The organism is Flammeovirgaceae bacterium SG7u.111 (assembly GCA_034044135.1).
Classification (GTDB): domain Bacteria; phylum Bacteroidota; class Bacteroidia; order Cytophagales; family Flammeovirgaceae.
In genome coordinates, this window is the sequence record CP139021.1 from 382,501 (window position 1) to 407,142 (window position 24,642).

At 42.4% G+C, this 24,642-nt stretch carries 20 protein-coding genes and 2 rRNA genes (1 of these 22 only partly in view); 15 read left to right on the top strand and 7 right to left on the bottom strand.

Translation table 11 applies throughout. From position 1 onward, the window contains the following. The 3 genes from R9C00_01500 to R9C00_01510 all read left to right on the top strand — a co-directional run. Positions 1 to 2,392 (top strand): 23S ribosomal RNA (locus tag R9C00_01500); it begins 429 nt to the left of the window's first position. 74 nt (positions 2,393 to 2,466) lie between these two features. Then, positions 2,467 to 2,578 (top strand): 5S ribosomal RNA (gene rrf, locus R9C00_01505). 219 nt (positions 2,579 to 2,797) lie between these two features. Beyond that, positions 2,798 to 3,691: a prephenate dehydrogenase/arogenate dehydrogenase family protein gene (locus R9C00_01510; protein WPO36120.1), complete on the top strand. Its 894-nt coding sequence runs from the start codon at positions 2,798 to 2,800 to the stop codon at positions 3,689 to 3,691. A 2-nt stretch (positions 3,692 to 3,693) separates the two neighbouring features. Here R9C00_01510 and R9C00_01515 read toward each other — a convergent pair whose 3' ends face one another. Beyond that, on the bottom strand, positions 3,694 to 4,653 hold the full coding sequence (locus R9C00_01515; protein ID WPO36121.1) for a calcium/sodium antiporter: 960 nt from the start codon (positions 4,651 to 4,653) through the stop codon (positions 3,694 to 3,696). 211 nt (positions 4,654 to 4,864) lie between these two features. On the opposite strand from R9C00_01515, the gene R9C00_01520 reads away from it, so the two are divergent. Genes R9C00_01520 through R9C00_01535 form a run of 4 tightly spaced genes read left to right on the top strand, consistent with a single transcriptional unit; the run spans position 4,865 to position 7,045 of the window. Then, entirely contained in the window at positions 4,865 to 5,539 is a 675-nt protein-coding gene (locus R9C00_01520) for a heme exporter protein CcmB (GenBank protein ID WPO36122.1), read from the top strand. A 37-nt stretch (positions 5,540 to 5,576) separates the two neighbouring features. Beyond that, entirely contained in the window at positions 5,577 to 6,272 is a 696-nt protein-coding gene (locus tag R9C00_01525; GenBank protein WPO38754.1) for a cytochrome c biogenesis protein, read from the top strand. A gap of 26 nt (positions 6,273 to 6,298) precedes the next feature. Beyond that, positions 6,299 to 6,571, top strand: coding sequence for a CcmD family protein (locus R9C00_01530; GenBank protein WPO36123.1), 273 nt, complete (start codon positions 6,299 to 6,301; stop codon positions 6,569 to 6,571). A 39-nt stretch (positions 6,572 to 6,610) separates the two neighbouring features. Then, positions 6,611 to 7,045, top strand: a complete 435-nt coding sequence (locus tag R9C00_01535; GenBank protein WPO36124.1) for a cytochrome c maturation protein CcmE — start codon at positions 6,611 to 6,613, stop codon at positions 7,043 to 7,045. A gap of 196 nt (positions 7,046 to 7,241) precedes the next feature. Here the strand turns inward: R9C00_01535 and R9C00_01540 are convergent, their stop codons facing one another. Then, complete coding sequence (locus tag R9C00_01540) at positions 7,242 to 7,619, bottom strand: toll/interleukin-1 receptor domain-containing protein (protein WPO38755.1); 378 nt, start codon at positions 7,617 to 7,619, stop codon at positions 7,242 to 7,244. A gap of 384 nt (positions 7,620 to 8,003) precedes the next feature. Here R9C00_01540 and R9C00_01545 point away from each other — a divergent pair, with 384 nt between their 5' ends. Then, positions 8,004 to 8,510, top strand: coding sequence for a hypothetical protein (locus tag R9C00_01545; GenBank protein WPO36125.1), 507 nt, complete (start codon positions 8,004 to 8,006; stop codon positions 8,508 to 8,510). Here R9C00_01545 and R9C00_01550 read toward each other — a convergent pair. Then, a complete protein-coding gene (locus R9C00_01550; protein ID WPO36126.1) occupies positions 8,507 to 9,871 on the bottom strand; it encodes an ATP-binding protein in 1,365 nt (454 codons plus the stop codon). The two genes, R9C00_01545 and R9C00_01550, sit on opposite strands and share 4 nt — an antisense overlap. Continuing rightward, positions 9,861 to 11,243 (bottom strand): sigma-54 dependent transcriptional regulator, encoded by a 1,383-nt coding sequence (locus R9C00_01555; protein WPO36127.1) that lies wholly within the window; start codon positions 11,241 to 11,243, stop codon positions 9,861 to 9,863. The genes R9C00_01550 and R9C00_01555 overlap by 11 nt, the downstream gene beginning before the upstream one ends. Before the next feature lie 413 nt (positions 11,244 to 11,656). On the opposite strand from R9C00_01555, the gene R9C00_01560 reads away from it, so the two are divergent. Beyond that, positions 11,657 to 15,655, top strand: coding sequence for an AAA domain-containing protein (locus R9C00_01560; protein ID WPO36128.1), 3,999 nt, complete (start codon positions 11,657 to 11,659; stop codon positions 15,653 to 15,655). A 189-nt stretch (positions 15,656 to 15,844) separates the two neighbouring features. On the opposite strand, the gene R9C00_01565 is transcribed toward R9C00_01560, so the two are convergent. Then, positions 15,845 to 17,236, bottom strand: coding sequence for an alanine/glycine:cation symporter family protein (locus tag R9C00_01565; GenBank protein WPO36129.1), 1,392 nt, complete (start codon positions 17,234 to 17,236; stop codon positions 15,845 to 15,847). A 278-nt stretch (positions 17,237 to 17,514) separates the two neighbouring features. Here R9C00_01565 and R9C00_01570 point away from each other — a divergent pair, with 278 nt between their 5' ends. Beyond that, positions 17,515 to 18,609 (top strand): acyloxyacyl hydrolase, encoded by a 1,095-nt coding sequence (locus R9C00_01570; protein WPO36130.1) that lies wholly within the window; start codon positions 17,515 to 17,517, stop codon positions 18,607 to 18,609. Here R9C00_01570 and R9C00_01575 read toward each other — a convergent pair. Next, positions 18,606 to 19,985, bottom strand: a complete 1,380-nt coding sequence (locus R9C00_01575; GenBank protein WPO36131.1) for an alkaline phosphatase family protein — start codon at positions 19,983 to 19,985, stop codon at positions 18,606 to 18,608. The two genes, R9C00_01570 and R9C00_01575, sit on opposite strands and share 4 nt — an antisense overlap. 4 nt (positions 19,986 to 19,989) lie before the next feature. Continuing rightward, positions 19,990 to 21,201 (bottom strand): metabolite traffic protein EboE, encoded by a 1,212-nt coding sequence (gene eboE, locus R9C00_01580; protein ID WPO36132.1) that lies wholly within the window; start codon positions 21,199 to 21,201, stop codon positions 19,990 to 19,992. A 402-nt stretch (positions 21,202 to 21,603) separates the two neighbouring features. On the opposite strand from eboE, the gene rplM reads away from it, so the two are divergent. The 5 genes from rplM to tsf all read left to right on the top strand — a co-directional run bounded on the left by rplM (position 21,604) and on the right by tsf (position 24,637). Continuing rightward, the gene (gene rplM, locus R9C00_01585; GenBank protein ID WPO36133.1) at positions 21,604 to 22,047 is read left to right on the top strand and encodes a 50S ribosomal protein L13; all 444 of its coding nucleotides are present in this window, start codon (positions 21,604 to 21,606) and stop codon (positions 22,045 to 22,047) included. Continuing rightward, positions 22,047 to 22,433 (top strand): 30S ribosomal protein S9, encoded by a 387-nt coding sequence (gene rpsI, locus R9C00_01590; GenBank protein ID WPO36134.1) that lies wholly within the window; start codon positions 22,047 to 22,049, stop codon positions 22,431 to 22,433. The genes rplM and rpsI overlap by 1 nt, the downstream gene beginning before the upstream one ends. A 78-nt stretch (positions 22,434 to 22,511) precedes the next feature. Next, positions 22,512 to 23,369 carry a 30S ribosomal protein S2 gene (rpsB, locus tag R9C00_01595; protein WPO36135.1) on the top strand — a complete coding sequence of 286 codons (858 nt, stop codon included), beginning with the start codon at positions 22,512 to 22,514 and terminating at the stop codon, positions 23,367 to 23,369. A gap of 114 nt (positions 23,370 to 23,483) precedes the next feature. Further along, a complete protein-coding gene (locus tag R9C00_01600) occupies positions 23,484 to 23,660 on the top strand; it encodes a hypothetical protein (GenBank protein WPO36136.1) in 177 nt (58 codons plus the stop codon). 146 nt (positions 23,661 to 23,806) lie between these two features. Beyond that, a complete protein-coding gene (tsf, locus tag R9C00_01605) occupies positions 23,807 to 24,637 on the top strand; it encodes a translation elongation factor Ts (GenBank protein WPO36137.1) in 831 nt (276 codons plus the stop codon). Positions 24,638 to 24,642 lie beyond the last annotated feature (5 nt).

Sequence of the window (24,642 nt, forward strand, 5' to 3'; positions counted from 1 at the left end):
GCGGCACCATCCGCTAAGGCTAAATACTCCTGGAAGACCGATAGCGTACGAGTACCGTGAGGGAAAGGTGAAAAGTACTCCGAACAGGAGGGTGCAATAGTACCTGAAACTGTGCGCCTACAAGCGGTCGGAGCCCATACGTTGGGTGACGGCGTGCCTTTTGCATAATGAGCCTACGAGTTGCCCTTATCTGGCAAGGTTAAGTGGTCAAGCCACGGAGCCGTAGCGAAAGCGAGTCCGAACAGGGCGCCATAGTCAGAGGGGGCAGACGCGAAACCTAGTGATCTACCCTTGGCCAGGTTGAAGTTGCGGTAACACGCAATGGAGGACCGAACCAGTATACGTTGAAAAGTGTTTGGATGAGCTGAGGGTAGGGGTGAAAGGCCAATCAAACTAGGAAATAGCTCGTACTCCCCGAAATGTTTTTAGGAACAGCCTCGGGCGAGTTTGGCGGAGGTAGAGCTACCGATTGGACTAGGGGGTGTCACAACCTACCGAATCCAGACGAACTCCGAATGCCGCCAAATGATGTCCGGGAGTGAGGGCAAGGGTGCTAAGGTCCTTGTCCGAGAGGGAAAGAACCCAGACCGTCGGCTAAGGTCCCCAAGTATATGCTAAGTTGAACTAAGGGGGTCCAGTCACAGAGACAGCCAGGATGTTGGCTTGGAAGCAGCCATTCATTTAAAGAGTGCGTAACAGCTCACTGGTCGAGTGACAGGGCATCGATGATAATCGGGCATAAGCATATCACCGAAGCCACGGACTCGAAAGAGTGGTAGGGGAGCATTCCAAGGGCGTCGAAGCCGTCCCGCGAGGGCTGGTGGAGCGCTTGGAAAAGCAAATGTAGGCATAAGTAACGATAAGGCGGGTGCGAAACCCGCCCACCGATAGACTAAGGTTTCCCTGGCAATGCTAATCATCCAGGGGTCAGTCGGGACCTAAGGCGAACCCGAAGGGGGCAGTCGATGGACAACTGGTCAACATTCCAGTACCCGCCATGGGCTAAAAAGTGACGAAGGAGGTTAAGGTACGCGCACTGACGGAATAGTGCGTTGAAGCCCTCGGGCGAGAGTACCGCGAAGCTACGGCGGAGCGGATAGCGACCTGGACTCCTTCCGAGAAAAGCGAACCATGGCGGCCCGTACCGCAAACCGACACAGGTAGTCAAGGAGAGGATCCTGAGGTGCTCGGAAGATTCATGGCTAAGGAACTAGGCAAAATAACCCCGTAACTTCGGGAGAAGGGGTGCTTACCTCATTTATGAGGAAGCCGCAGTGAAAAGGCCCAGGCGACTGTTTAACAAAAACACATGGCTTTGCGAACTCGCAAGAGGAAGTATAAGGCCTGACACCTGCCCGGTGCTGGAAGGTTAAGGGGGGACGTTAGCCTCGGCGAAGCGTTGAACCGAAGCCCCAGTAAACGGCGGCCGTAACTATAACGGTCCTAAGGTAGCGAAATTCCTTGTCGGGTAAGTTCCGACCTGCACGAATGGTGCAACGATCTGGGCACTGTCTCGGCCATGACTCCGGTGAAATTGTAGTTCCGGTGAAGATGCCGGATACCCGCAACGGGACGGAAAGACCCCATGAACCTTTACTATAGCTTAACGTTGGTATTGGGCAAATAATGTGTAGGATAGGCGGGAGGCTTTGAAGCGGTGTCGCCAGGCATCGTGGAGCCAATGTTGAAATACCGCCCTTTGTTTGTCTGGTGCCTAACCCCTTGCCGGGGACAGCGTTTGGTGGGTAGTTTGACTGGGGTGGTCGCCTCCAAAAGAGTAACGGAGGCTTTCAAAGGTACCCTCAGCACGGTCGGTAATCGTGCGCGGAGTGCAATGGCACAAGGGTGCTTGACTGTGAGGCCTACAAGCCGAGCAGGCAGGAAACTGGGACATAGTGATCCGGTGGTTCCGCATGGAAGGGCCATCGCTCAAAGGATAAAAGGTACTCTGGGGATAACAGGCTGATCTCCCCCAAGAGCTCATATCGACGGGGAGGTTTGGCACCTCGATGTCGGCTCGTCACATCCTGGGGCTGGAGAAGGTCCCAAGGGTTGGGCTGTTCGCCCATTAAAGTGGCACGCGAGCTGGGTTCAGAACGTCGTGAGACAGTTCGGTCCCTATCTGTTGTGGGCGCTAGAAGCTTGAGAGATCCTGACCTTAGTACGAGAGGACCGGGTTGGACGAACCTCTGGTGTACCTGTTGTGGCGCCAGCCGCACCGCAGGGTAGCTATGTTCGGAAGGGATAAGCACTGAAAGCATCTAAGTGCGAAACCCGTCTCGAGATGAGGCTTCTTTTAAGGGCCGTGGTAGACGACCACGTCGATAGGCCGCAGGTGTAAAGCCAGAGATGGCAAAGCCGAGCGGTACTAATTGCCCGTCAGCTTCCTTCACGCCGGCAGACCGTTGGCCGAGGGATACCCTTTCTTATCTGAGACATGCCAGGACTAAAGACATATAAAGACAAAATGGCGACGACAGCGCGGGTGCCCACCTCTTCCCATTCCGAACAGAGAAGTTAAGACCCGATGCGCCGATGGTACTGCGGTAACACGTGGGAGAGTAGGAGATCGCCAGCCCACCATGCGGGGGCGCCCGAAGGGCGTCCCCCTTTTTTTTGCCCCTGCCAAACCGCCCCACAGGCAGGCAATGCTCCAGGCGGAACATATGCTTTTTAACAATATAATATGCCTTGCATAGGCACACCGGATATGGTTTTAAGCATAAAAAGCACCTGTCCACGCCCCCCTTTTCCCAGCCTTTACTATCTTTACCTCCCATTCAATAATTTATATAAAATGCATTTAGAAAAATTAAAAGTAGGCGTGATAGGAGGTAGAAGGGGTCTTGGTAGCTGGCTTGTAAAATACTTTGCTGATAAAGGTTTTGAAGTATATTTTTCTTCAAGGAGCGATACATCAATCATAAAAAACAATATAGATCTTGTCCAAAAAACAGACTTGATTTTTCTTAGTGTCCCAATCCAAAACATGGAAGGGGTATTGGAAGAGATATTCCCATACCTTGATGGAAAACACTTAGTGGAAGTCTGTAGTGTGAAAAAGTTTTTAGTGGATAAATATCAATCCTTAAAAGGAGATTACCCTGATATTAATACTCATTTTTATTCTATCCACCCTATGTTCTCTCAGAGAATACGCACATTAAAGGGACAGGTAATCTTATTTAATTACGCAAGTAAAGATGATGGTTCATTGATGCCTGAATTGTGGGATATATTTGCCAGTAATGAAGCTACTTTATATGACCTCGATTATATTACACATGATAAAGTAATGGGGGTTGTACAAGGGCTAAATCATTTTAATATTTTCGTAAGTGCCAAGACGTTGGCTCGAATGAGTCCCCAAATTGGAAAGATTAAAGATTATTCTTCGCCTCCTTATCGTATTTTCTTGATATTTTTTTCCCGATATGTATTGCAAGACCCAGGATTATATGCAGACATACAAATGTACAATGAGTTTGTACCAGAGGTGTTAGGTATTTTTAAAGAGGAGGTCGATAAGTTGTTTGATGTAATTCAAACAAAGGATAGAGATACTTTTATAAAGTATGTTGAAAGCTCTCGTTTTTATTTTGAAGAAAATGAAGAAGACATGGGCATTTCTAATCACTTGATAGAGCAATTAGGTAGATACATCAATAAGTTGAAGAAAGAAAAAGAGTAAACTTAGCCTCTATAAATTAGGTAAATCATATAAGCGATATATAAAAGGACGAATAAAAAACCGTCCCAACGTTCAACTGTATTTCTTTTACTTGTAGCCATTGCAAAAATAAGGAGGCTGCTTGAGAAGATAAGAACGAGTATATCGGTATTATTGATTACGTCGAAGTGCAGAGGTTTAATGACAGAGCTCAGACCTAAAATCCAAAGAACATTGAAAATATTGGATCCTATTACATTGCCAACAGCAATGTCTGTATTTCTTTTATAAGCTGCTATTGCCGAAGTAACTAATTCAGGCAAAGAAGTTCCTATAGCGACTACGGTTAAACCGATAAATGATTCGGAAAGCCCAAAAGATGCTGCCATTTCTTTAGCGCCTTCTACTACCCATTTTCCTCCCAAAAAAAGTCCTGTCATTCCTATTAATATCCATAATATGGATTTCCCCATAGGCATAATTGAAATAACATCCATAGGAACCACATCTTTTCTTTCTTGTGAAATTCTGACGATGTAAACCATGAAAAGAATAAAGAAAAATAGGAGTATAGCACCATCGGCTCTAGTGAGCATTTGGCTTTCAGACTTGTCAAATAGTGCCGCATTAGCAAGAAAGCCGACTAAAATTGCCCCAGTTAGTGAAAAGGGAATTTCAGAGAGCATAGTGTTTTTATGGATCGGGAGAGGGTAAATAATTGCAGCAATGCCTAGAATAAGAAGTACATTGGAAATGTTTGAACCTATGATATTTCCTACTGCTATTTCGGAACTTCCTTGTAAGCTTGAGTAAACATTGACAATAAGCTCGGGCATAGATGTGCCGAAAGAAACAATGGTAAGTCCAACAATTAAATCGGGTATATTATAACGCTTTGCAAGCGAAGAAGACCCTTCTACTAAAAGATCAGCTCCCTTGATCAATATTACAAACCCAATTACAAATAGCACATAAATCAGCATCCTGTATGTTTAAAAGTAAGGTTATTTGTTTTCTAATGCATAGTAGCGAATATAGTCCCTTCAAAAAACGCAAGATTCTTGTCTGATTACACTGTTTCGCTAAAAACTTTTCGAACACTCTATTTCATTTATTAGGGATACTGGTATGGTAGTCTTAATTTTACCATTTCAGTTGGCTTCCATAACTTTTTGGTAGCCTTAGCTTTTAACTATGCAGTTGTTTTTTAAAGAAGTTTGGGTGCTAGTTCAAAAAGAGTTCAAACTAGAATGGCGGCAAAAATACGCATTTAATGGTATTTTGCTCTATGTAGTGGGTGTTGTTTTTGTCTGTTATCTTAGTTTTAACCTTCGTATGGGAGAGCTTACACCTATTACGTGGAATACCCTTTTCTGGATCATCATCCTTTTTTCCGCAATCAATGGTGTTTCAAAAAGCTTTCAGCAAGAGCGGGAAGGAAGATATATTTTCTATTATCAAATAGTAGGGCCAGAGGCTATCATTTGCTCTAAGATCATATATAATACCATTCTTATGTTGGCTGTGTCATTTGCCGGCCTCCTTGTGTTTTCAGTTGTAATGGGTAATCCTGTACAAGATTTAGGACTTTATATTTTGGTGCTTTTTTTAGGGGCAATCGGCTTTTCCTCAGGGCTTACGCTTGTATCTGGAATTGCCGCCAAGGCAAGTAATAGCGGAACTGCAATGTCGATCTTGGGGCTGCCTGTAATTTTACCCATGCTACTTATGCTCATCAAAGTTTCTAAAAATGCCATGGATGGTCTTGATAGGACTGTGAGTTATGACGAAATTTTAACGATATTTGCAATCAATTTAATCGTAATTGTTGTTTCAATTATTCTGTTCCCTTATTTGTGGAGAACATAACCGATTGCCTAATTAATAAATTATTATGCCTTTAAAAATTAAAGGGCTTTGGTGGAAATTGTTGACCATCGCTTTACTCTTATTCACGGTTATTTGGGGTTTTTTCCAAGAAGTCCCTCGTATGTATCCGCTCCAAGAAACTATCCGAAACTTGTACTTCCATGTTCCTATGTGGTTTGGGATGATTATTATTTTAGGAGCGTCGGTGGTTTACTCCATAAAGTATCTCAAGAATCCGTTGCCAAAATATGATAACCTAGCGGTTTCTTGTGTAAATGTGGGAGTGATGTTTGGCGTGTTAGGAATGATTACGGGAATGTTTTGGGCTCAATTTACTTGGGGCTATTTTTGGAGTGGTGACCCTAAGCAAAATGCTGCTGCGGTGGGTTTGCTCATCTACTTTGCTTATGGTATTTTAAGAGGTCTTTTTGAAGACGACTCTCAAAAAAAGCGTATAAGTGCTATATATAATATTTTTGCCTACGCCACGCTTATTCCCCTCATGTTCATTTTACCAAGGCTTACCGATTCTTTGCACCCAGGTAATGGAGGAAACCCTGGTTTTAATGCCTATGACCTTGATTCTAAGTTGAGAATGGTGTTTTATCCAGCGGTAATTGGCTGGACTCTTTTGGGAGCATGGATAGTAGATATAAATGCTCGGATGAAAAATTCGAACGACCAGCTTGATGAAATACAATTTGCCAACGATAAAGTAGGGCAAGTTCAGTAGCAATAAATTTAAAGCTCAATTATAAAATGTCATTTAAAAAAACAGTTGCCTCATTTTTAATCGCTTTCAGTACTATTATTTTAGTACCTAAAAGTGAGATATTTGCACAAGACAAAATTGCTATTACCGAACAAGATTACAATAATGGTGAAGTAGAAATGGCTGACAAGCTAAGAGAAAATGGGAAGATTTATGTAGTAGTTGGATCGCTTACAGCAGTGTTGATAGGCGTTTTTGTCTATTTGTTTAGCTTGGAAAAAAAACTTGGGAAGGTTGAAAAAGAACTTGCCCAGAAATAATAATTACTAGTTGATATTTATCTAAACCGATATTTACTAATGAAAACTACACATATAATAGGCATAGTAGTAATAGCCGTAGCTATTGGAATCATTGTTTCTACAGCAGGAGATGCCAGTCAATATGTTACCTTCGATACAGCCTTCAAAATGGCAAAAAATGGCGATGATTCTAAAATCCATGTGATTGGAGAACTTAAAAAGGATGCAAGCAACCAAGTGGTTGGAGTGAATTACAATCCGTTGAAAGACCCTAATTATTTGTCTTTTAAGTTGGTAGATGATAATAAAGAAGAGCATGAAGTGGTGTGTTTTAACCCTCCTGCGTCTATGCGAGACTTCGAGCATTCCGAAAAAGTAGTCATCATTGGAAATGTACAGGAAGGCAAGTTTGTAGCCAGCCAGATCCTAATGAAATGTCCTTCCAAATACGAGGACAAAGAAGTACAAGCCAATGCTGTAAGCAAACTTTAAATTTTCAGGGCTTCTAGTATTTTGGGGAATTTCACTTCAAAAATTTCCCCACTCAAGTCCAACGTCAACGATTCCCGCAACCTCCTCACTATTTCGAGAAGGTTGTTTTGCAACTGTGAATAGTGAGAGTGTTCATTTTATAAGTCCTCAATTCCCCTTCTTTTAGCTACTCACTGCTTATCAGGGAATCCAACTCCTATCCTATATGGTCGAGTGCATTGTACACAAAATATCTCTCAAAAAATGAGGAATCAATGGTACAAGGGGTAAACCTCGTCTTCTTAAGCTTTTCATCAAAAAAGGAAAGCATCGATCCCATCGCTACCCATGCAGAAAGCAAGCTATTCCGAGAAACTAGCGAAAGGATAAAATCACTTTTTCTCACACATTTCTCAATAAAGCTTTTAATATCTTTTCCTGCTACCATTATTTCAGCATCTATCATTACATAAAAACCTGCTTCTACTAACTTGTTTTTAATCAAGTGTACAACTTCTTTATCTTGGTGATTGTAAGAGATAAAAACAGTCTTACCACTTACTGGTCTAAGTTCTGCCAGAGAAGGTCTGGCAATTCGATGACATACCCAAAAAGATCTTCTTTCCTCTCTGCTCTACATGTAATGAAACCCTTATTTTGAAGTTTAGATAAAGAAATAGTCATACTAGTAGTATCCATTTTTAGTACTTCTGCTTCTTTCGCCAAGTCTATTCGAAAGATGGGATCATCTAATGGTATTTAACTTTGGCGCTTTTCCAAAAGCTATTCAAGCATTTTTTTCTGTTCGGAAAGCATACGCACGATATTTGGGAGAGAAGAAAAGAGTAAATCAGGAGTTTTTACGTTAAGAGAATGCTAAAATGTAAGCAAGCTCTAGTATTCAATATTGGAAAAAGCCCTACAAGGGGCAAGTTTTTTTGAGGGGGCGAGAAAGGGTCGCCCATAACCCAACAAGAAAATGCAACAATTTAAATTGTCGAATAAGAATAAAGCCTATATTTTTCTGTTTGCCCTCACGCTCATGATTTGCGGAGTAGTCACAAGACTTCCCATTGCTTTTTTTGTTGTTAGTATTCCTATTTTGCTTTTTGCGCTATTTTCCAAAGGGGCAATTGTTTCTGTGGAAAAATCAAAGTTAATCATCGATGAAAAACTTGTTTTCCCATTTAATAGCATAGCGATGTTGTGTTATATTTCAAAAGAACATAAATCAGAAATAGAAGATGATCCCACGGCATTGGAAGGAAACGAGTCGCTAGTACAATCTTTCAGAATAGATAATTATAAGGATGATAGTTATTTTTTTGTGGGTCAGAAATATGGAAATAAGGAGGAATTACTAACCTTTTTGTTGAAAAAAATGCCTCCATCCAGAATAGAAATCAAATATTATAGCGAAACCTCTGCTCTTTTTGGGGAAAGTTTTGTAATGGAAAATAATACCAAAGAGCGGTACAAGGTTTAAAAAATTAAATTGAAAATGGTGCCTTCCCCAGGTGCTGAAGAAGCCGTGATACTCCCTTTGTGTTGACGCATAATTTGCCTAGAAAGGCTTAATCCAATTCCAGAACCCAATTTTTTGGTGGTGAAAAAAGGAATGAAAATCCTGTCGAGAGCATCCTTGTCAATACCAGGACCATTATCCTTTACCGAAATCATAGGGCGGTTGTCCTTATTTTGGACTCCAGACAGAATAATTACCTTATCCGAATTTTCCTCTTCGCTCATTTCTTGAAGTGCCTGCACCGCATTTTTGATCATATTGATCAGTACTTGTTCAATTTGTGCTTGGTCGGCGGTCACAATCAATGAGTCTGGCTCTAACTTGGTGAGCAACTTTACCTGATGTTGCTCACATTCGTGCGTCATCAAGATTTTTGTGTGTTGGAACAGTTCGCTCACTTTCACATGCTCAAAGTTAGGCTCGGGCATGTGCGTAAGGTTTCGGAAATCGTTCACAAAGTGGATCAGCGCATCACTTCGCCTCATAATGGTCTGCACTGCTAAATTGATATCTTCCAAATCTTCTTTGGGGACAGTATCCCCCTCCTGCTCTTGGTAATAATCTACTTCCCCTTTTATAGTAGAAGCTAAAGAAGAAATAGGGGCAACGGAGTTCATTATTTCGTGGGTAAGAACCCTGATAAGGTTTTGCCAAGCTTCCATTTCCTGGTCTTCCAGTTCCGAATGGATGTTTTGAACGGTGACCAACTTAAACTCTTCTCCCTTTAGGTAAAGCTCAATGGCATAAATGGCTATTTGGACTACTTCTCCATTATCTCGCACCCTCACCAAAGCTTTTGCGCCCGTGCGTAGCTTGTGCAAATGATCTACTAATTCAGGGCTGTATTCTGCTAAGCGGGAAATGTTTTTGAGGCGGTTTACCTTAAAAAGCCGCTTTGCCGCCGTGTTGATAATTTGGACATCACCATTTCTATCGAAAGAAACAATGCCGATCCCTATATGGTGGATAATATTTTTGAGATATTGATATTCGGCTTCTTTTTCGGAGCGAATGTTTTTAAAGTTTTGGATTACCTTGTTGAACTCGCTGCTAAGCTCATCAAAGCTTCCTCCTTTTCCGCTGAGCTTATAAGTTTGGGAGAAATCATCGTAGCGGATAGACCCCAAAAAATCTAGCAGTTCGCGGTTAGTATTTTCCAATAAGTTGATCATGGTAATCACCTGATAAATGATTACTCCGCCAACAAAGCCCATAGTAATGAAATAGGATTCCGATTGTAGCAAGTACATAAAAAGGAAAATCGAAAACCCTAAACCCAATACACGTGAAATGACTTTTAGGCGAAAATCCTTAAAGCCCATGCTTTTCTAATCGTCTATAAAGTGATGCCCTTGTAAGGCCCAATGATTTTGCTGCTTTCGAAATATTACCCGAATGTTTGCTGATCGCTTTTTGGATCATCATTTTTTCTACAGTGTCCAAATCGTATTCCGAAAAGTCCATGTCGTCCGATTCGCTTTTTTCTACCAGAAAGAGAAAATCATGAGGCTGGAGCAAATCTTCATCGCTCATGATCACCGCTCTTTCCAGAGCATGTTGTAGTTCCCGCACATTGCCAGGCCAGTGGTATTTCTCAAATTTTTTGAGGGTGGAGGGGGATAGGCGTTTTTTCGGTTTGCGATACTTTTGGCAATACATTTCAATAAAATGATCGGCAAGCTTTGGTAAATCTTCAGCCCTGTCTCGTAGCGGAGGGAGGTGGATTTCTACCGTATTTATCCTGTAAAGTAAATCTTGCCTAAAGTCATTGTCGCCCACCATTTCGTAAAGCGGCATATTGGTAGCGCAAACTAAGCGGATATCAATCGGGGTCGATTTATTGGCACCTACCCGTGTAATTTCCCTCCGTTGAAGCACAGTAAGCAGCTTCGATTGTAAGGATAAGGAAAGGTTTCCTATCTCATCCAAAAATAGCGTACCGCCACTGGCAACTTCAAATCGACCAGCTCTGTCTTCTTTGGCATCGGTAAAAGCCCCTTTTTTGTGCCCAAAAAGCTCGCTTTCAAAAAGGCTTTCGGTAATCGTACCCATATCCACTCCTATAAATACATTATCGTTTCTGAGCGACTGTTGGTGAATGGCACGGGCTATTACTTCTTTTCCCGTTCCGTTCTCGCCCAGAATAAGGATGTTAGCATCTGTAGATGCGACTTTTTCGATGATCTTGAACACTTCCTGCATAGGTTGGCTACTTCCTATTATCTCACCAAAGTGCCCTTTTTTATTTATTTCCGAAGCAAGGCTATTTCGCTGTTGCTTTAGCGTGTTCACCTCATTTTTAGCCTGCTTTAACCGTACAGCAGTTGTAAGCGTGGCAATTAATTTTTCATTTTGCCAAGGTTTCAATACAAAATCGGTTGCCCCAGAGCGTAAGGCCCTCACTGCCATTTCCACGTCTCCATAAGCCGTAATCAAGATCACTACCGCATCGGGGTCGATCTCCAAAATTTGCTCTAGCCAATGGAAGCCCTCTTTGCCGCTTGTGATATCCTTGCTGAAGTTCATATCCAGCAAGATTACATCATACGAATCATTGTTGAGAAGGAAAGGGATCTTTTTAGGATTGCTTTCAATCTGCACCAAATCTGCATGCTTTTTAAGTAAAAGTTTTGCAGCTAAGAGTATATCTTCATTATCGTCAATTACTAATATCTTACCTAATGGTTTGCCCATCTATCTCTCAGGTTAAATTGTTTGAGTTATCCAAAGCTATGTGTTTTGCACAGGCTCTAGCCAAAGTTATAAAAAGTTGTGCAATTTCGGACACTTTTCATTTGCTATTCCTCTTTTTCTATCAAACTAAAATCAATGTTTTTGTTAAAAGAAAAAAGGAATATTCCATGCGGAACGCCAAGCTTATAACAGCGGAAGATTTCTTTTTTGGAAATTGTTTTGTGGCGAAAAGTTTAAAAAACGAGTCATTCCTGCGAACGCTGGAATCGCCTTCTTAGGCTCAGTCAAGTAAAAACTAGCGGAAAATTTCAATAGTTATTTCCCTCCCCACGTATTTTTTCCCTCCTAGCCCTTCATTAACAAATTGTAATTTTATATTTGTTCAATGGCATTTTCGAACCTAAACGGCTACTGTGCAGCATACTCTTAAAATATATCAGAAACGGCTGACCAACTTGACGGCAAAAAACAGGGCATTGCTCTTGCTCAAATTGGCAAAGCGACAGTTTATCGACCTGCACGAGCTTGATTATTTGAGTGGAGACCCTTCTTTTCGGATTATTGAGGACTTGATTGCCAGAAAGCCTAAAACGGTTCTTTGCGACACGGTCGATAGCCGAGACGAGCACACCAACCGAGCCAGCCAGCAATTGGGCAAAATAGCCCGAATGGACAAGTTTATTTTTGATGAGCAAGGTGCAAGGGATTTGTACGTAGGCTACCCGTTTGTGCAAGGCAGGATGATGGACGATACGCCTATTCGCTGTCCGCTGTTGTTTTTCCCAGTAAAATTATCGGCTGTCAATAACACATGGGAACTGGAACTGAGGCAAGATGTTGGAGTTTCTTTCAACAAAACACTCTTGCTCGCTTATTCTCATTACAATGGTATTCAGTTTGAAGAAGCTTTTCTCGACCAAGATTTTTCCGAGTTCCCCACCGATAGCCTTGAGTTTCGCACCGAACTTTATGATTTCCTGAAAGCTTCCCCTTTTGAAATCAACTTTGGGCAAGAAACTTTTGAAGATACGCTGTTGCCTTTTTCCGAGTTCAATCGAAGCACTTTTTCGGAAGAAACCTCCACGGGCGAGCTGAAAATTATTCGGGAAGCGGTGTTGGGAATTTTCCCGCAAGCGGGTTCGTACCTCATGCCCGACTACGAGTATTTGCTCAGCCGACCAACTACCCGAGAGCTGGAAAGTTTCTTTGGTTCAAGTGAAACGGAAGAGGATACCATGCACAGCACGGTGCTTTCCAAGGCGGAAAAAGAGGAGGAAATGATCACGCCCTACGCCCTGGATGCTTCCCAAGAAAAGGTGGTAAAAAGTGTGAAAGGTGGCAATTCTGTGGTGGTGCAAGGTCCTCCTGGCAGTGGTAAATCGCAGATGATCTGCAACATGATCATCGATTACATAGCGAGGGGGAAAAATGTGCTGGTGGTCTGCCAGAAGAAGGCAGCGCTTGATGTGGTGTATAAGCGCTTGGGCGAAAAGAACTTTGAGAATTTTGCCGCATTGGTGCACGATTTCAAAAATGATAGAAAAGAAATTTATGATAAAATAGCCAAGCAAATTGATGGGATTGAGGCGTTCCAGCGGGAAAACAATAGTTTGGATGCCATTTATTTGGAAAGGCGTTTCCTGAAACTGAGTAGGGAAATCGACCAAATTACCGAGGAACTTTCCGAGTTCAAAACTGCCCTTTATGATAACCAAGAATGCGGGCTGAGTGCCAAGGAATTGTACCTTTCCAGCAAACTTTCTGACGATGCGCTTAACTTGAAAGAGGAATACCAGCATTTCCACTTTCGTGAACACGAGGATTTGCTCCGAAAATTCCGATCCTATTTCAAATATGCCAACTCGCTCGACAAGTCCTCGCATCCGTGGGCTAGCCGAGTTTCTTTCAAAGATTTTGGGATAGAGGACCTGCAAGAAGCCAAGAGGAATGTAGCGGAAGTGATTCCTTATTTTGAGAAAGTGTCGAGGGAAATTGCCGAGCAGTGGGGGTTCCATCCTTCGTACGACGAGTGCGAGTGGATTTTGGACAGGGAAGAAGCGTTTTACAAGTTTCTTGAGTTGTTGGGGGAGGAATCGGTGTTCAGGTATTTCAAAAATAGTTTGCCACACAGCGAAGCGGATTATTTGTGGCTTGCCAACAAAAAGAAAAACTTGCTCAATGCCTATGGGGTAGAGGGGGTTGAATCAACTATTCCGAAAGAGAAGTTGGGCGAATGCCAAAAGATTTTGAAAGAGGCGCTTGAAGCTCATGAAGTTTGGTATCATCGGCTTAAGTGGAAATACTTTTCCAAAGAAAAAGCCTTTGTAGATGAGCTGATAGCCAAAAATGGGCTGGAAAACGAGGAAGAACCGCTAATGATGCTTTTGCAAAAGTTGGACAACAGGCTAAATCTAGAGCATCATCTTACCATCCTTTCCAAGTCCCCGTTTATTACCGAGCAACCCAATAGTTACGATCCTGAAGTGTTGCGTGACTGGCTCGACTTGCACCTGAAAGCCCTCGATGCCAAAAATATTTATGAGAAGCTTCGGAATATCATAAAGTACATAAAGCTGGATGATCTGAGCTACGACGAGCTGAGCAAAAAAGTAACAAGCTTGCTCCAAACGCTTCAAGATATTCCCGCCAAAAGTGCAGTTTGGAAAAAGTACCTTACGACCAAGCAAATCAAAAGTTTGCTCGATAAAAATGTACTTCCCGAAACACTGGAAAAATCGCTCGACAAAGACTTCGATTCCCTTTGCGAGTTTGACAGGCTAAAAGATACGTTTATGCCCCACGAGCTAGTGGTCGCCAAAAAAGTGAAGGAAAAAGTGGAGAAGGTTCCTGAAGTGGAGGAAGGAATTTACCTGATAGATAACAGCATTCGCTTGGCTTGGCTCAACCATTTGGAATCGAAATATCCAGTGCTTCGCATTGTTTCATCGCTCAAGCTCAGCGATATGGAAAGCCATTTGCAAGAAGCAATGAGCGAAAAAAGGAATATTAGCAGGGAAATAGCTCTGATAAAGTTGCGGGAGCGGACTTACCAAGAGGTGGAGTTCAACCGTCTCAAAAACATGGTCACCTACCGTGATCTTAAGCATCAGGTAAATAAAAAACGCAGCATCTGGCCTCTCAGAAAGTTGATTTCCAACTTCTCTCATGAGCTGCTCAACCTTGTGCCTTGTTGGATGGCTTCACCCGAGTCTGTTTCTACCATTTTCCCAATGGAAGAGTTTTTTGACCTGGTCATTTTTGATGAAGCGTCTCAGTGTTTTGCAGAGAAGGGGATTCCTGCTATGTACCGTGGCAAGCAAGTGGTGATTGCGGGAGATAGCCAGCAGCTCGCCCCGTTCGATTTGTACCAACCTAGATGGGAAGAAGACATGGAAGGGGAAACTGCCCTAGAGGTAGATTCGCTGCTCGACCTTGGCGCACATTATCTGCAAGAAATTCCCCTCACGGGGCACTATCGTAGTAAATCACTCGATCTCATTGGTTTCTCTAACCGACACTTCTACGATAATCGCTTGCAGCTTATTCCGGACTTCCAAAACTTTGTGGGAAGCGGGCCTGCCATTTCGTACCTAAAAGTAGATGGGGTTTGGGAGAAAAACCAAAACTACTTAGAAGCGCAGGAAGTGGTCAGATTGGTTGAAAAACTGATAGGAGAGGGAAAAGACGATATTGGTATCATTACCTTCAACTTCAAGCAACAAGACCTTATTTTGGACTTGTTGGAAGAAAGTGGCATTGCTATTCCTCCTCGCTTATTCGTGAAAAACATTGAAAACGTGCAGGGAGATGAGCGGGATATCATCATCTTTTCCATTGCTTACGCCCCTTCGCCTTCTGGCGTAATGCGGGTGCAGTTTGGTAGCCTGAGCCAAGCCAAGGGGGAAAACCGGTTGAATGTTGCCGTTACGAGGGCTCGCTCTGCGGTGTATGTGGTAAGCAGTATTTTGCCCCACCAGCTCAGAGTGGAAGAGACCAAAAACCAAGGACCTAAGCTGCTCCAGCAGTATTTGCAATATGCACTGGAAGTGTCGGAAGGAAATTTCAAGCCCAATTTGCCAGCTTTGCCTCTCACCAACTCTACTCAGTACCTCAAAGATAAAGTGAAGGAGGAAATGGATGGGAAGCTGGAGATGGATGAGTTTTTGCCTTTTTCTGATCTTACCTTCAAAAAAGAGACGTGGGAAGGGTTGGTGCTTACCGATGATAACCAGTATTTCCAAGGGATTTCTCCCAAAGAAGCACATGCTTATGCTCCCGTTTTGCTGAAAGAAAAAGGGTGGAGGTTTCGTCGTTTTTACAGTCGCCAGTTCTGGATAGACCCGGCAGGTTTCAAAGAAGCCCTGTTCAAATTTACCCAGCTTCCGATGAACGAAGGAGCTGCGGAGGAGTAAGGTTTTTAGTCACTAACTGAACTGACAATTGAACTTGGGGTCAATTCAAGCGAGACGCTTGAATGCATGTTTCGGCACGACAATTCCATTGTGGATCAGACGCTCGCACCAGGTTTTTTCTTTTTATTGAGAAAATATTTTTGACCCCAAGTTAGCGTGTCAGTTCAACTAGCAACCAGAAACTCTCCCTTACCTCACCAACTCCTTCTCTTTCATCCTCTTGATATAATCCTTGGTAGCGGCTACTACTTTTGGAGAAAGCAGTACTGCCGAGGTTACCGTTGGGACTACCATAATGGCGTACATTCCATCAATCAGACCAATAACCGCTGGAAGTGAAGCCGTAGCTCCAAAAACGATGGTACTCACGTAGAAGTAATTGTAGTATTTCTGGTACTTCGCACCAAATAGGAAGCCTGTACATTTTGTGCCGTAATAAGAGTAGGAAAATAGGGTAGAAAAGGCAAATACCAATACACAGAGCACTAAGATATAAGCGCCTACACCAGGCATAGAATCGTTGAAAGCTTGTGCTGTGAGTGAAATTCCATTGTCGCTTCCAGTTGTCCACACGCCAGAGACTAGAATGGCGAGAGCTGTCATTGTACAAACAACCAAAGTATCGATTGCGGGTTCGAGCATCGCTACCAACCCTTCTCTAATAGGCTCATTAGTTTGGGCTGCGCCGTGCATCATGGGTGAAGTTCCCAAGCCCGCTTCGTTAGAGAAAGCAGCTCTTCTAGCACCAGCTACCATTACCGCACCTATAGAACCACCTACTACGGCATTTCCTGTAAAGGCATCTTCAAAAATTAAGAGGAAAGAGGCTGGCACACTTTCTATATTGACGATGAGGATATACACCACTACTGCAACATACAAAACGACCATTACAGGTACCATTTTACCCGCTACATTTCCTATTCGCTTTATCCCTCCAAAAATGACGGTTGAAACGATAAGCACCGTGATAATTCCTGTAGCCAAATCGGTGTTGAACGAGGAAGTTTCACCTACCCAGCCGTTAGGCCTTAAGATTACATCCCGTATTATTTGCGTAAGCTGATTGGCCTGAAAAATAGGTAAACACCCAAATAAACAGGCGACGCAAAACATGATTGCTAAGGGTTTCCACTTTTTTCCCAATCCTTCGGTGATGACGTACATAGGGCCGCCTTGCACATCGCCCGCCGAATCTTTTCCTCGGTACATCACCGCAAGCGAAGAGGTAAAAAATTTGGTGGTCATCCCTAAAAAAGCACTCACCCACATCCAAAAGAGTGCGCCAGGTCCGCCCATGGTAATGGCTACCGCTACCCCTGAAATATTACCCATACCCACCGTGGCGGCAATGGCACTGGAGAGTGCTTGGTATTGATTAATCTCGCCAGGAGCATCAGGATCATCATATTTCCCTCTAAGTACATCTATAGCATGGAAAAAATATCGGTAGGGTAGCAGCCTTGAAAAAAGTGTGAAAAATAACCCTCCTCCAAGGAGAATTATCAATAAGGGCATGCCCCATGCGTAGTTGCCAAACGCTACTAATGCTGTTTCTAAATAATTGCCTATTTCAGTCATATAATGTGATTGTTTTCTAAGAAGTTTCTGCTTTTTCTTCGTCAGGTTGCCTAGCCGCGCATGTATGGAAAATTGCCTAACATTAACTGTGAATGTATTGCTTGGATTGGAAGGGTGAAGGAGTTTGGCGGGTTAACTGCCTGTAATTAATGATGAAGATATGTGCTAAAATAAAGAATTATACTTAGTTCAAAATTCCTTTGAAGTTTTTTTATTTGCCCACCATCGAAATGTTCCCCATATTCGAGCCGTTTTTGAGGAGAATTTCCAAGAAAAATATGAAACTAAGATATCCAATCAGTTTATTGTTTTTTGCCTTGCTTCACCGTTTTGCATTGGCACAAACCCAGCAACAGCCTTTGGAATATGGCTTTACGCCAACCTATGGGGCGGTTTTTCGCTATCAGCCCGATGAGCCAAAAGTCCAAAATAATAATGCTTACGGCTTTGAATTGTACACTGCCAAGGTAACTACAGGGAAAAAATATTGGGAGAAAATTTACAATTACCCCAAAGTAGGCTTTCGCCTTTCCTACTTCGATTACCAAAGAGAGGAGTTGGACAAGGTGATCTCCTTTGCTCCCTATTTGGATTTCACTCCATTTAAAATCAAACGGAATTTTCGAATAATTGTAGGAATGGGAGCGTCTTACTCACCTACAATTTACGATCCGGTGGACAACCCAACGAATGTGGCGATAAGTAGCCATATTAGTTTTGTGGGAGAACTTGATCTCCAATATGATTTTTGGTTAGCTGAAAAGTGGCAGCTTACGGCAAAGGCAGGCTTTCGGCACCATTCCAATGGGCGGGTGAAAACTCCGAATAACGGGATTAATTATTTGGTTTTTGGCCCTGGGATTCGTTATGTTCCGAGTAAAAAGCCGATCTTGAATAGAGAAGTTGAGCCTCAGGAGTTTGATAAGAAAATCCATTTTAATCTACTTGTTTCTGGGGCTATTCGCCAGGTTCGCCCTGAGGAAGACGGCTCGCACAAGGTTGGGGTCGTTTCTGCCTATATAAACAAACAAGTCGGTCGGGTGAGTAACTTGGTTTTGGGATTTGACGGGTATTTTTTTGAGGAAAAAGGAGTGATAGAAGAGCTAGAGTTTACGAATATGCCTTACGATGAAAATGACATTGATACTCGCCAATTCGGGATTTCCTTTGGTCATGAACTACTGGTAGGCGACCTTTCCTTGGCGGTGATTGCTGGGTATCATTTGCATTTGCCCTACAACTTTGAGGGCAAATTCTACCAACGAGTAGGCTTAAGGTACTACCTCTCCGACCACATTTTCATCAATGGGACCATCAAAGCCTATGTCCGCAAAGCCGATATGTTGGATCTGGGGGTTGGGTTTAGGATCTAAGCCTCCCCAAACACATGCCCCAAAATCAGGTCGGCTACCTCTACTGCTTCGTAATTCTCTTTCCCCAAAGCTCCTTTTTTAGAAGAATAGAAAATGGGATGATGGGCTATATCTTCAGTCAGCCTTCCGTGCGAGCCTTTTACCAAACTTGCGTCTAGGGGAATGATGTCGAGCAATTGCCTAAAACCAAGCTTTTTCTTTACCAGCTTGTAACCAATGAGCGGCATGGGCATTTTTATCTTTGGGTCGATGAACATTTCCACGGGGTCGTACCCAGGCTTTCTATGGATATCTACTGTTCGGGCAAAGTCTGGCGCTTTGTCATCGTCTAGCCAATAATAGTAGGTGAACCAAGAATCTTTATCGGCAACCGCAACCAGTTCGCCCGCCCGTTCATGGGCTATGTGGTGTTGCTTTTTTCCCTCTTCATCCAACACCAGCTCAATTCCTTCCATGTTTTCTAGTAGGGATTTTACTTTGTCTTTTACCGAAAGGTCATTTATATAAATATGAGCCAGTTGGTGGTCGGCGAGGGCAAAAGCTTTGCTTGCCCCGGCATCAAACACTTCCAAGCCCATTTCATCTCGCACGGCAATAAGCCCATTTTCTCTTAGCAACCTATTGATATGAATGGGTTGGTTCACATCGGTAATCCCATATTCTGAAAGGAAAATCACTTCCGCACCTTTATTTTCATAATAAGAAACCAAGTCGGCGCACACCTTGTCTATTTCGTTCAAATCCTTAGAAATGATGTCAAAATTCAGTCCGTGCCTTTGGAGATTATAATCAAGGTGGGGGAGGTAAATCAAGGTCAAGGTCGGGTCATGCCATTCATCTACCTTTATGGAAGCATCGGCTATCCATCGGCTGGATTTGATGCTGGTGTTTGGCCCCCAAAAGTTGAAGAGGGGAAATTGCCCAAGCTCTTTTTGTAGCCGTTGGCGCAAGGCTTCGGGCTGTGCATACACATCGGGGAGTTTGCGCCCATCGGCAGGGTACATGGGGCGGGGAGTCACCGAAAAATCGACAGAAGAATACATGTTGTACCACCAAAACATGTTGGAACAGGTGAAGTTGGGGTCTTTCTTTTTTGCCATATCCCACACCTTTTCGCCCTGTACCAGCTTGTTCGATTGCCGCCAAAGCTTCACTTCGCATTCCTCACGGAAATACCAACCATTGGCTACTACCCCATGTTCGGTGGGCCACTTTCCTGTAAGGTAGGTGGTTTGTGCAGAGCAAGTCACTGCAGGCAGTACAGGTTCAACGGTAGCTTTTTCCTTTCCCTCCCTCCATTTTTGCAGAAAAGGAGTGTGTTTCCCTATAAGGGCACTCGTCAGCCCAACCACATTTATGACAACAGTTTTTTGCATTTACTTACTTGTCTAAAGTCTCTTTTACCCATTTCAATTCCCTCACAATGGAGTCCTTCAAGTCGAGCCGAATATCTTTTGGCAGTACTTCCCAAGTGTAAGTTTCCACTTCCAAGTGGTTGGTAACTTCTTCCAGTTTGATGTATTCCAACACTTTTTTAATGTCTTCTTGGGTGGAATAAAGCTTGGAATATTTTTCGAGGAAAACAGGGACATGGAAATGCGTTCGCCACTCGGTTACCTCAGTATTGCCAATGTCGGCTAGGGCAGGGGGCAAATCATTATAATGAAGCAGAGTTTTGTCTTTGGTAAGAGCCACCACTTGGTGCAAATATGTAGACTCTACAAAAGGGCTGAATTCTTTTTCTATCTCTTTCCTATCGGCAGGGTTTTCGGGCAACTGGGCTTTGAGGGCTGCACTTATTTGGATTTTCCCAATCCCAATCCCCTCTTCTTTCATTTTAAGAAATACCTCTGAAGGTTCTTCGTAGCCTACGGCATAGTGGCAAACATCGTAGCAAAGCTGGATATGTTTTCGGATAGCTGCTTCGGCTTGGGCATCGCTTATTCCAAGTTCTTTTTCCAAATAGGGAATTCCTTTGGGCAAAAGCCAGTTGTTGAAATAATCAATTACTTCGGGCGTGTTTTCAATCAACCCATCTGGTTCGGGCTCAATATCGAGATGGAGTATTTTCCCTGTTTGTTGCTCAATTTTGTACAAGTGAGCCACTACTTTAAGAATATTCTTGTTCGATTCATCAAAAGCCTTTTGGGTTTCCGCATCTGTTTTGTGCCAATATTTATAAGAAAGTGGGGAAGTGGAAATTCCTCCGTCCATGCCGTCGGGGAGCAACTCGGCGAGGATGTCAAAAAGCTGTAAGGTATATCGAAGCCTTTCGGACGTAGTCCAATCAGGCTTGTGTACGTCATCCTTCACCACTTGATGGTGAAAACCTCCATAGGGGAAGCCATTCATGGTGAATACATACAGGTTTTCACTTATAAGCCAAGCTTTAAATTCATCCAACTGTTCTTGGTTTGCTAGCTTCTTTCCCGCCTCTCCCGAAAGCCTCAAGCCTATTCCCAAGGGAGCATCTAGTTCAAGGTCTTTTTTAATGGAAGGCAAGTATTCTTTTAGACTTTTCTTTATATCTTGCCAGCTTTCGCCTGCGTGTATATTTGTACAATAGGTAAGGTGGTGTTTATGGTGAAGCATTTGTGAAAAGTTTTGTCGGTTTTAAAATATGGGGCTCAAAAATATAATTTTCAGGCTCAAATTAGCATAATAGCAGCTTAATAAGAAGCTGAACTGGGAAAGGTTCTCGTTTACAGTATGCTAAAGAATGTATTATACAGCTTTGCCCAAGTAAGCAATTGTTTTGTCCATAAGCAGTGAATAGATGAAGATTTGCAGAAAAACAGTTTTTAGAACAAAATAGGGTAGATTTAAGCTGCTATCTAAAAAAAAACACTGATAAAGTGTATTCAGTTTTGCATAAGAAATATTATATCCATATTTTTGCAGTCCTTTTTGGAGGGACATGATAATTATTATGCCCTTTTTATAATAGTTTGGGTTGATACCCAGATGGTTTAATCTTTAAGATAAAGTCAAGCTTTGGATACATTAAGTTATAAGACCCAGTCGCTTAACAAGAGCAACGTAAGTAAAGAGTGGGTTGTCGTAGATGCAGAAGACATGGTATTGGGCAGGTTGTGCACCGAAATCGCCATGCTGATCAGAGGCAAGAGAAAGCCGGGTTACACTCCTCACACAGACTGTGGTGATAACGTGATTGTGATCAATTCTGACAAAGTAAAGTTAACAGGAGATAAGTGGAATAAGAAAGAGTATATCTCTCACACTGGTTATCCTGGTGGTCAACGCATGATTTTGGCGAAAGACCTTAAGGCTAAAAATTCAATATTTTTGATAGAAAAAGCGGTGAAAGGCATGCTTCCAGGCAATCGTTTGGGTAGGGCATTGTTCAAAAACCTATATGTTTATCAAGGTGCGGAGCACCCACATCAAGCTCAAAACCCTAAAGAAATACAATTATAATGGCAGTCATTAACACAGTAGGCAGGAGAAAAACCTCTATTGCAAGAATCTATATGCAAGAGGGTTCAGGTAATATTACCGTAAACAAGAAGGATATCGAAACATATTTTCCTTCTGAGATTTTAAGGACAATCGTAAATCAACCGTTTGCTACAAGTAACAACATTGGTAAATTCGATCTTAAGGTTAATGTAACAGGTGGTGGTACAACTGGACAAGCAGAAGCTATCAGACTGGGGATTGCCAGAGCATTAGTTGAATTTGATGCGGAAATTCGTCCTATGCTTAAGCCAGAAGGTTTCCTTACTAGGGATCCACGTATGGTTGAGCGTAAGAAGTACGGTAGAAGAAAAGCCCGTAGGAAATTCCAATTCAGTAAACGTTAATATTTTCAGGTTGAAACCATTCATGATCAGCCACATTGGCTGGTCATTTGGTATTTATATTAATCTATCTATAATTCCATGCAAAAATTAGAATACAAAGACCTTTTGGATGCGGGTGTGCATTTTGGCCACCTTACAAGGAAATGGAATCCCAAGATGGCTCCCTATATATTTATGGAGCGAAATGGCATCCACATTATTGATTTGAACAAAACACTTGTTAGCCTTGACTCAGCTGCAAATGCGTTGAAAAACATCGTTAAGTCAGGTAGGAAAGTGATGTTTGTAGCTACAAAAAAGCAAGCAAAACAAGTTGTTGCTGCTGAAGCTGCTAGGTTGAAAATGCCTTTTGTAACTGAAAGATGGTTGGGCGGTATGCTTACCAACTTTGCTACAGTAAGGAAATCAATCAAGAAAATGTCGTCAATTGAGAAATTGATGAAAGATGAGGCTTTTAAAAACCTTGCTAAGAAGGAAAGGTTGATGAAGACTCGTGAAAAAGAGAAGCTTGAGCGTGTACTTGGAGGTATTGCCGATCAAAATAGGCTACCTGCTGCATTGTTCGTAGTTGATGTAAAAAGAGAGCATATTGCTATCAAAGAAGCTAATAAGCTTAACATCCCTGTATTTGCAATAGTTGATACAAACTCAGATCCTACATCTGTTGATTTTTCAATCCCTGCAAATGACGATGCGTTTAAGTCTGTAGCTATCATCACCCAATATATTGGACAAGCTATAGAAGAAGGACTCATGGAAAGAAAGAAAGAGCGTGACGAGTCTAAACTTAAAGAGGCTGAGAACGAGAAAAGAGCAGTTGATGAAGCACCTGCTAAGGCAGCAGCGCCAGCAGCTCCTGAAGCTGTAGCGGAAAAAGCTCCTGAAGCACCAGCTGCACCAACAGAAGAGGCAAGCGATGCTCCTGAAAAAGAATAAGGAATTCGCTAGTTTGTTTCTTTAGTTTTATCAAAAGCAGTTCAGGGTTATTTGAGCTGCTCATATTTAGATCAAAGCTTAATTTACCGAGAGCGGTAAAAAATATATATAACAATGACAAAGCTAGAAATTGAAAACAAATTAAAAGAACTAAAGGCTCAGCAGTCTGATGTTTTCAAAAAGAAAAAAGCCGATAGGGATGCAGATGCCTTGGCAGCAATTAGGAAAGAGCTCAATGAGCTAAAAGCACAAGCTAAAGAACTTAGCAAAGTAAAGAAGGTTGTAGCTTAATAATTTTCTTAGTTAGATGTTTAAGCATCGTGTTCAGAAATGGTAATACAAGGCAACTTTTCGAAGGGTCTTCTATTACCATTTTTTTCTACTTACTCTTTTATACTGAGTTTTATAATTAATTATAAATAATAACTTTATTAGAAATGGCCATAACAGCAAAGCAAGTTAATGAACTGAGACAAATCACAGGTGCAGGCATGATGGATTGCAAAAAAGCACTTGTAGAAGCCGATGGTGACCTAGAAGCAGCTATCGATATTCTTAGAAAAAAAGGTCAGAAAATTGCCGCTAAGCGTGCAGACAGAGAAGCAACTGAAGGTATCGCTCTCGCTTACACTAGCGAAGATGGTAGCGAAGGATTGGCTTTTGCCCTTAACTGTGAGACTGAGCCTGTATCTAACATCGATGACTTCAGGAATCTTGGTAACAGCATTTTGGAATTGGCAACTACTAATAAGCCTGCTGACTTGCAAGCATTGCTTTCTTTACCATTAGGAGGAAAGACAGTAAACGAAGTAATCACTGATCTTACAGGTAAAGTTGGTGAGAAAATAGAAGTTTCTAAATATGCTTATATGAAAGGTGAGCGTGTGGTTTCATACCTACACGGAAAGAGCATTGCTGTGCTTGTAAACCTTGAAAACACTGGTGGAGCTGACGTAGAAGAAGCTGGTAAAGATGTTGCTATGCAAATTGCAGCTATGAAACCTGTAGCAGTTGACCAGAGCGGTGTAGATACTTCTCTTATTGAAAAAGAAAAAGAAATAGGATTGGACAAGGCTCGCCAAGAAGGCAAACCTGAGCATATTCTTGAGAAAATTGCTGAAGGATTTGTTCGCAAATTTCTCCAAGAAAACACATTGCTTAGCCAAGCTTTTGTTAAAGACAACAAGCAGTCAGTTAAGCAATACTTGAACAGTGTTCAAAGTGGTATGACAGTTAAAGAATTCGCTCGTATTTCTACTGGCAGATAATTCTT

Coding starts and splice junctions, on each gene's coding strand:
- R9C00_01510 (WPO36120.1), top strand. CDS start 2,798: ATGCATTTAGAAAAATTAAAAGTAGGCGTGATAGGAGGTAGAAGGGGT.
- R9C00_01515 (WPO36121.1), bottom strand. CDS start 4,653: ATGCTGATTTATGTGCTATTTGTAATTGGGTTTGTAATATTGATCAAG.
- R9C00_01520 (WPO36122.1), top strand. CDS start 4,865: ATGCAGTTGTTTTTTAAAGAAGTTTGGGTGCTAGTTCAAAAAGAGTTC.
- R9C00_01530 (WPO36123.1), top strand. CDS start 6,299: ATGTCATTTAAAAAAACAGTTGCCTCATTTTTAATCGCTTTCAGTACT.
- R9C00_01535 (WPO36124.1), top strand. CDS start 6,611: ATGAAAACTACACATATAATAGGCATAGTAGTAATAGCCGTAGCTATT.
- R9C00_01545 (WPO36125.1), top strand. CDS start 8,004: ATGCAACAATTTAAATTGTCGAATAAGAATAAAGCCTATATTTTTCTG.
- R9C00_01550 (WPO36126.1), bottom strand. CDS start 9,871: ATGGGCTTTAAGGATTTTCGCCTAAAAGTCATTTCACGTGTATTGGGT.
- R9C00_01555 (WPO36127.1), bottom strand. CDS start 11,243: ATGGGCAAACCATTAGGTAAGATATTAGTAATTGACGATAATGAAGAT.
- R9C00_01565 (WPO36129.1), bottom strand. CDS start 17,236: ATGACTGAAATAGGCAATTATTTAGAAACAGCATTAGTAGCGTTTGGC.
- R9C00_01570 (WPO36130.1), top strand. CDS start 17,515: ATGAAACTAAGATATCCAATCAGTTTATTGTTTTTTGCCTTGCTTCAC.
- R9C00_01575 (WPO36131.1), bottom strand. CDS start 19,985: ATGCAAAAAACTGTTGTCATAAATGTGGTTGGGCTGACGAGTGCCCTT.
- eboE (WPO36132.1), bottom strand. CDS start 21,201: ATGCTTCACCATAAACACCACCTTACCTATTGTACAAATATACACGCA.
- rpsI (WPO36134.1), top strand. CDS start 22,047: ATGGCAGTCATTAACACAGTAGGCAGGAGAAAAACCTCTATTGCAAGA.
- rpsB (WPO36135.1), top strand. CDS start 22,512: ATGCAAAAATTAGAATACAAAGACCTTTTGGATGCGGGTGTGCATTTT.
- R9C00_01600 (WPO36136.1), top strand. CDS start 23,484: ATGACAAAGCTAGAAATTGAAAACAAATTAAAAGAACTAAAGGCTCAG.
- tsf (WPO36137.1), top strand. CDS start 23,807: ATGGCCATAACAGCAAAGCAAGTTAATGAACTGAGACAAATCACAGGT.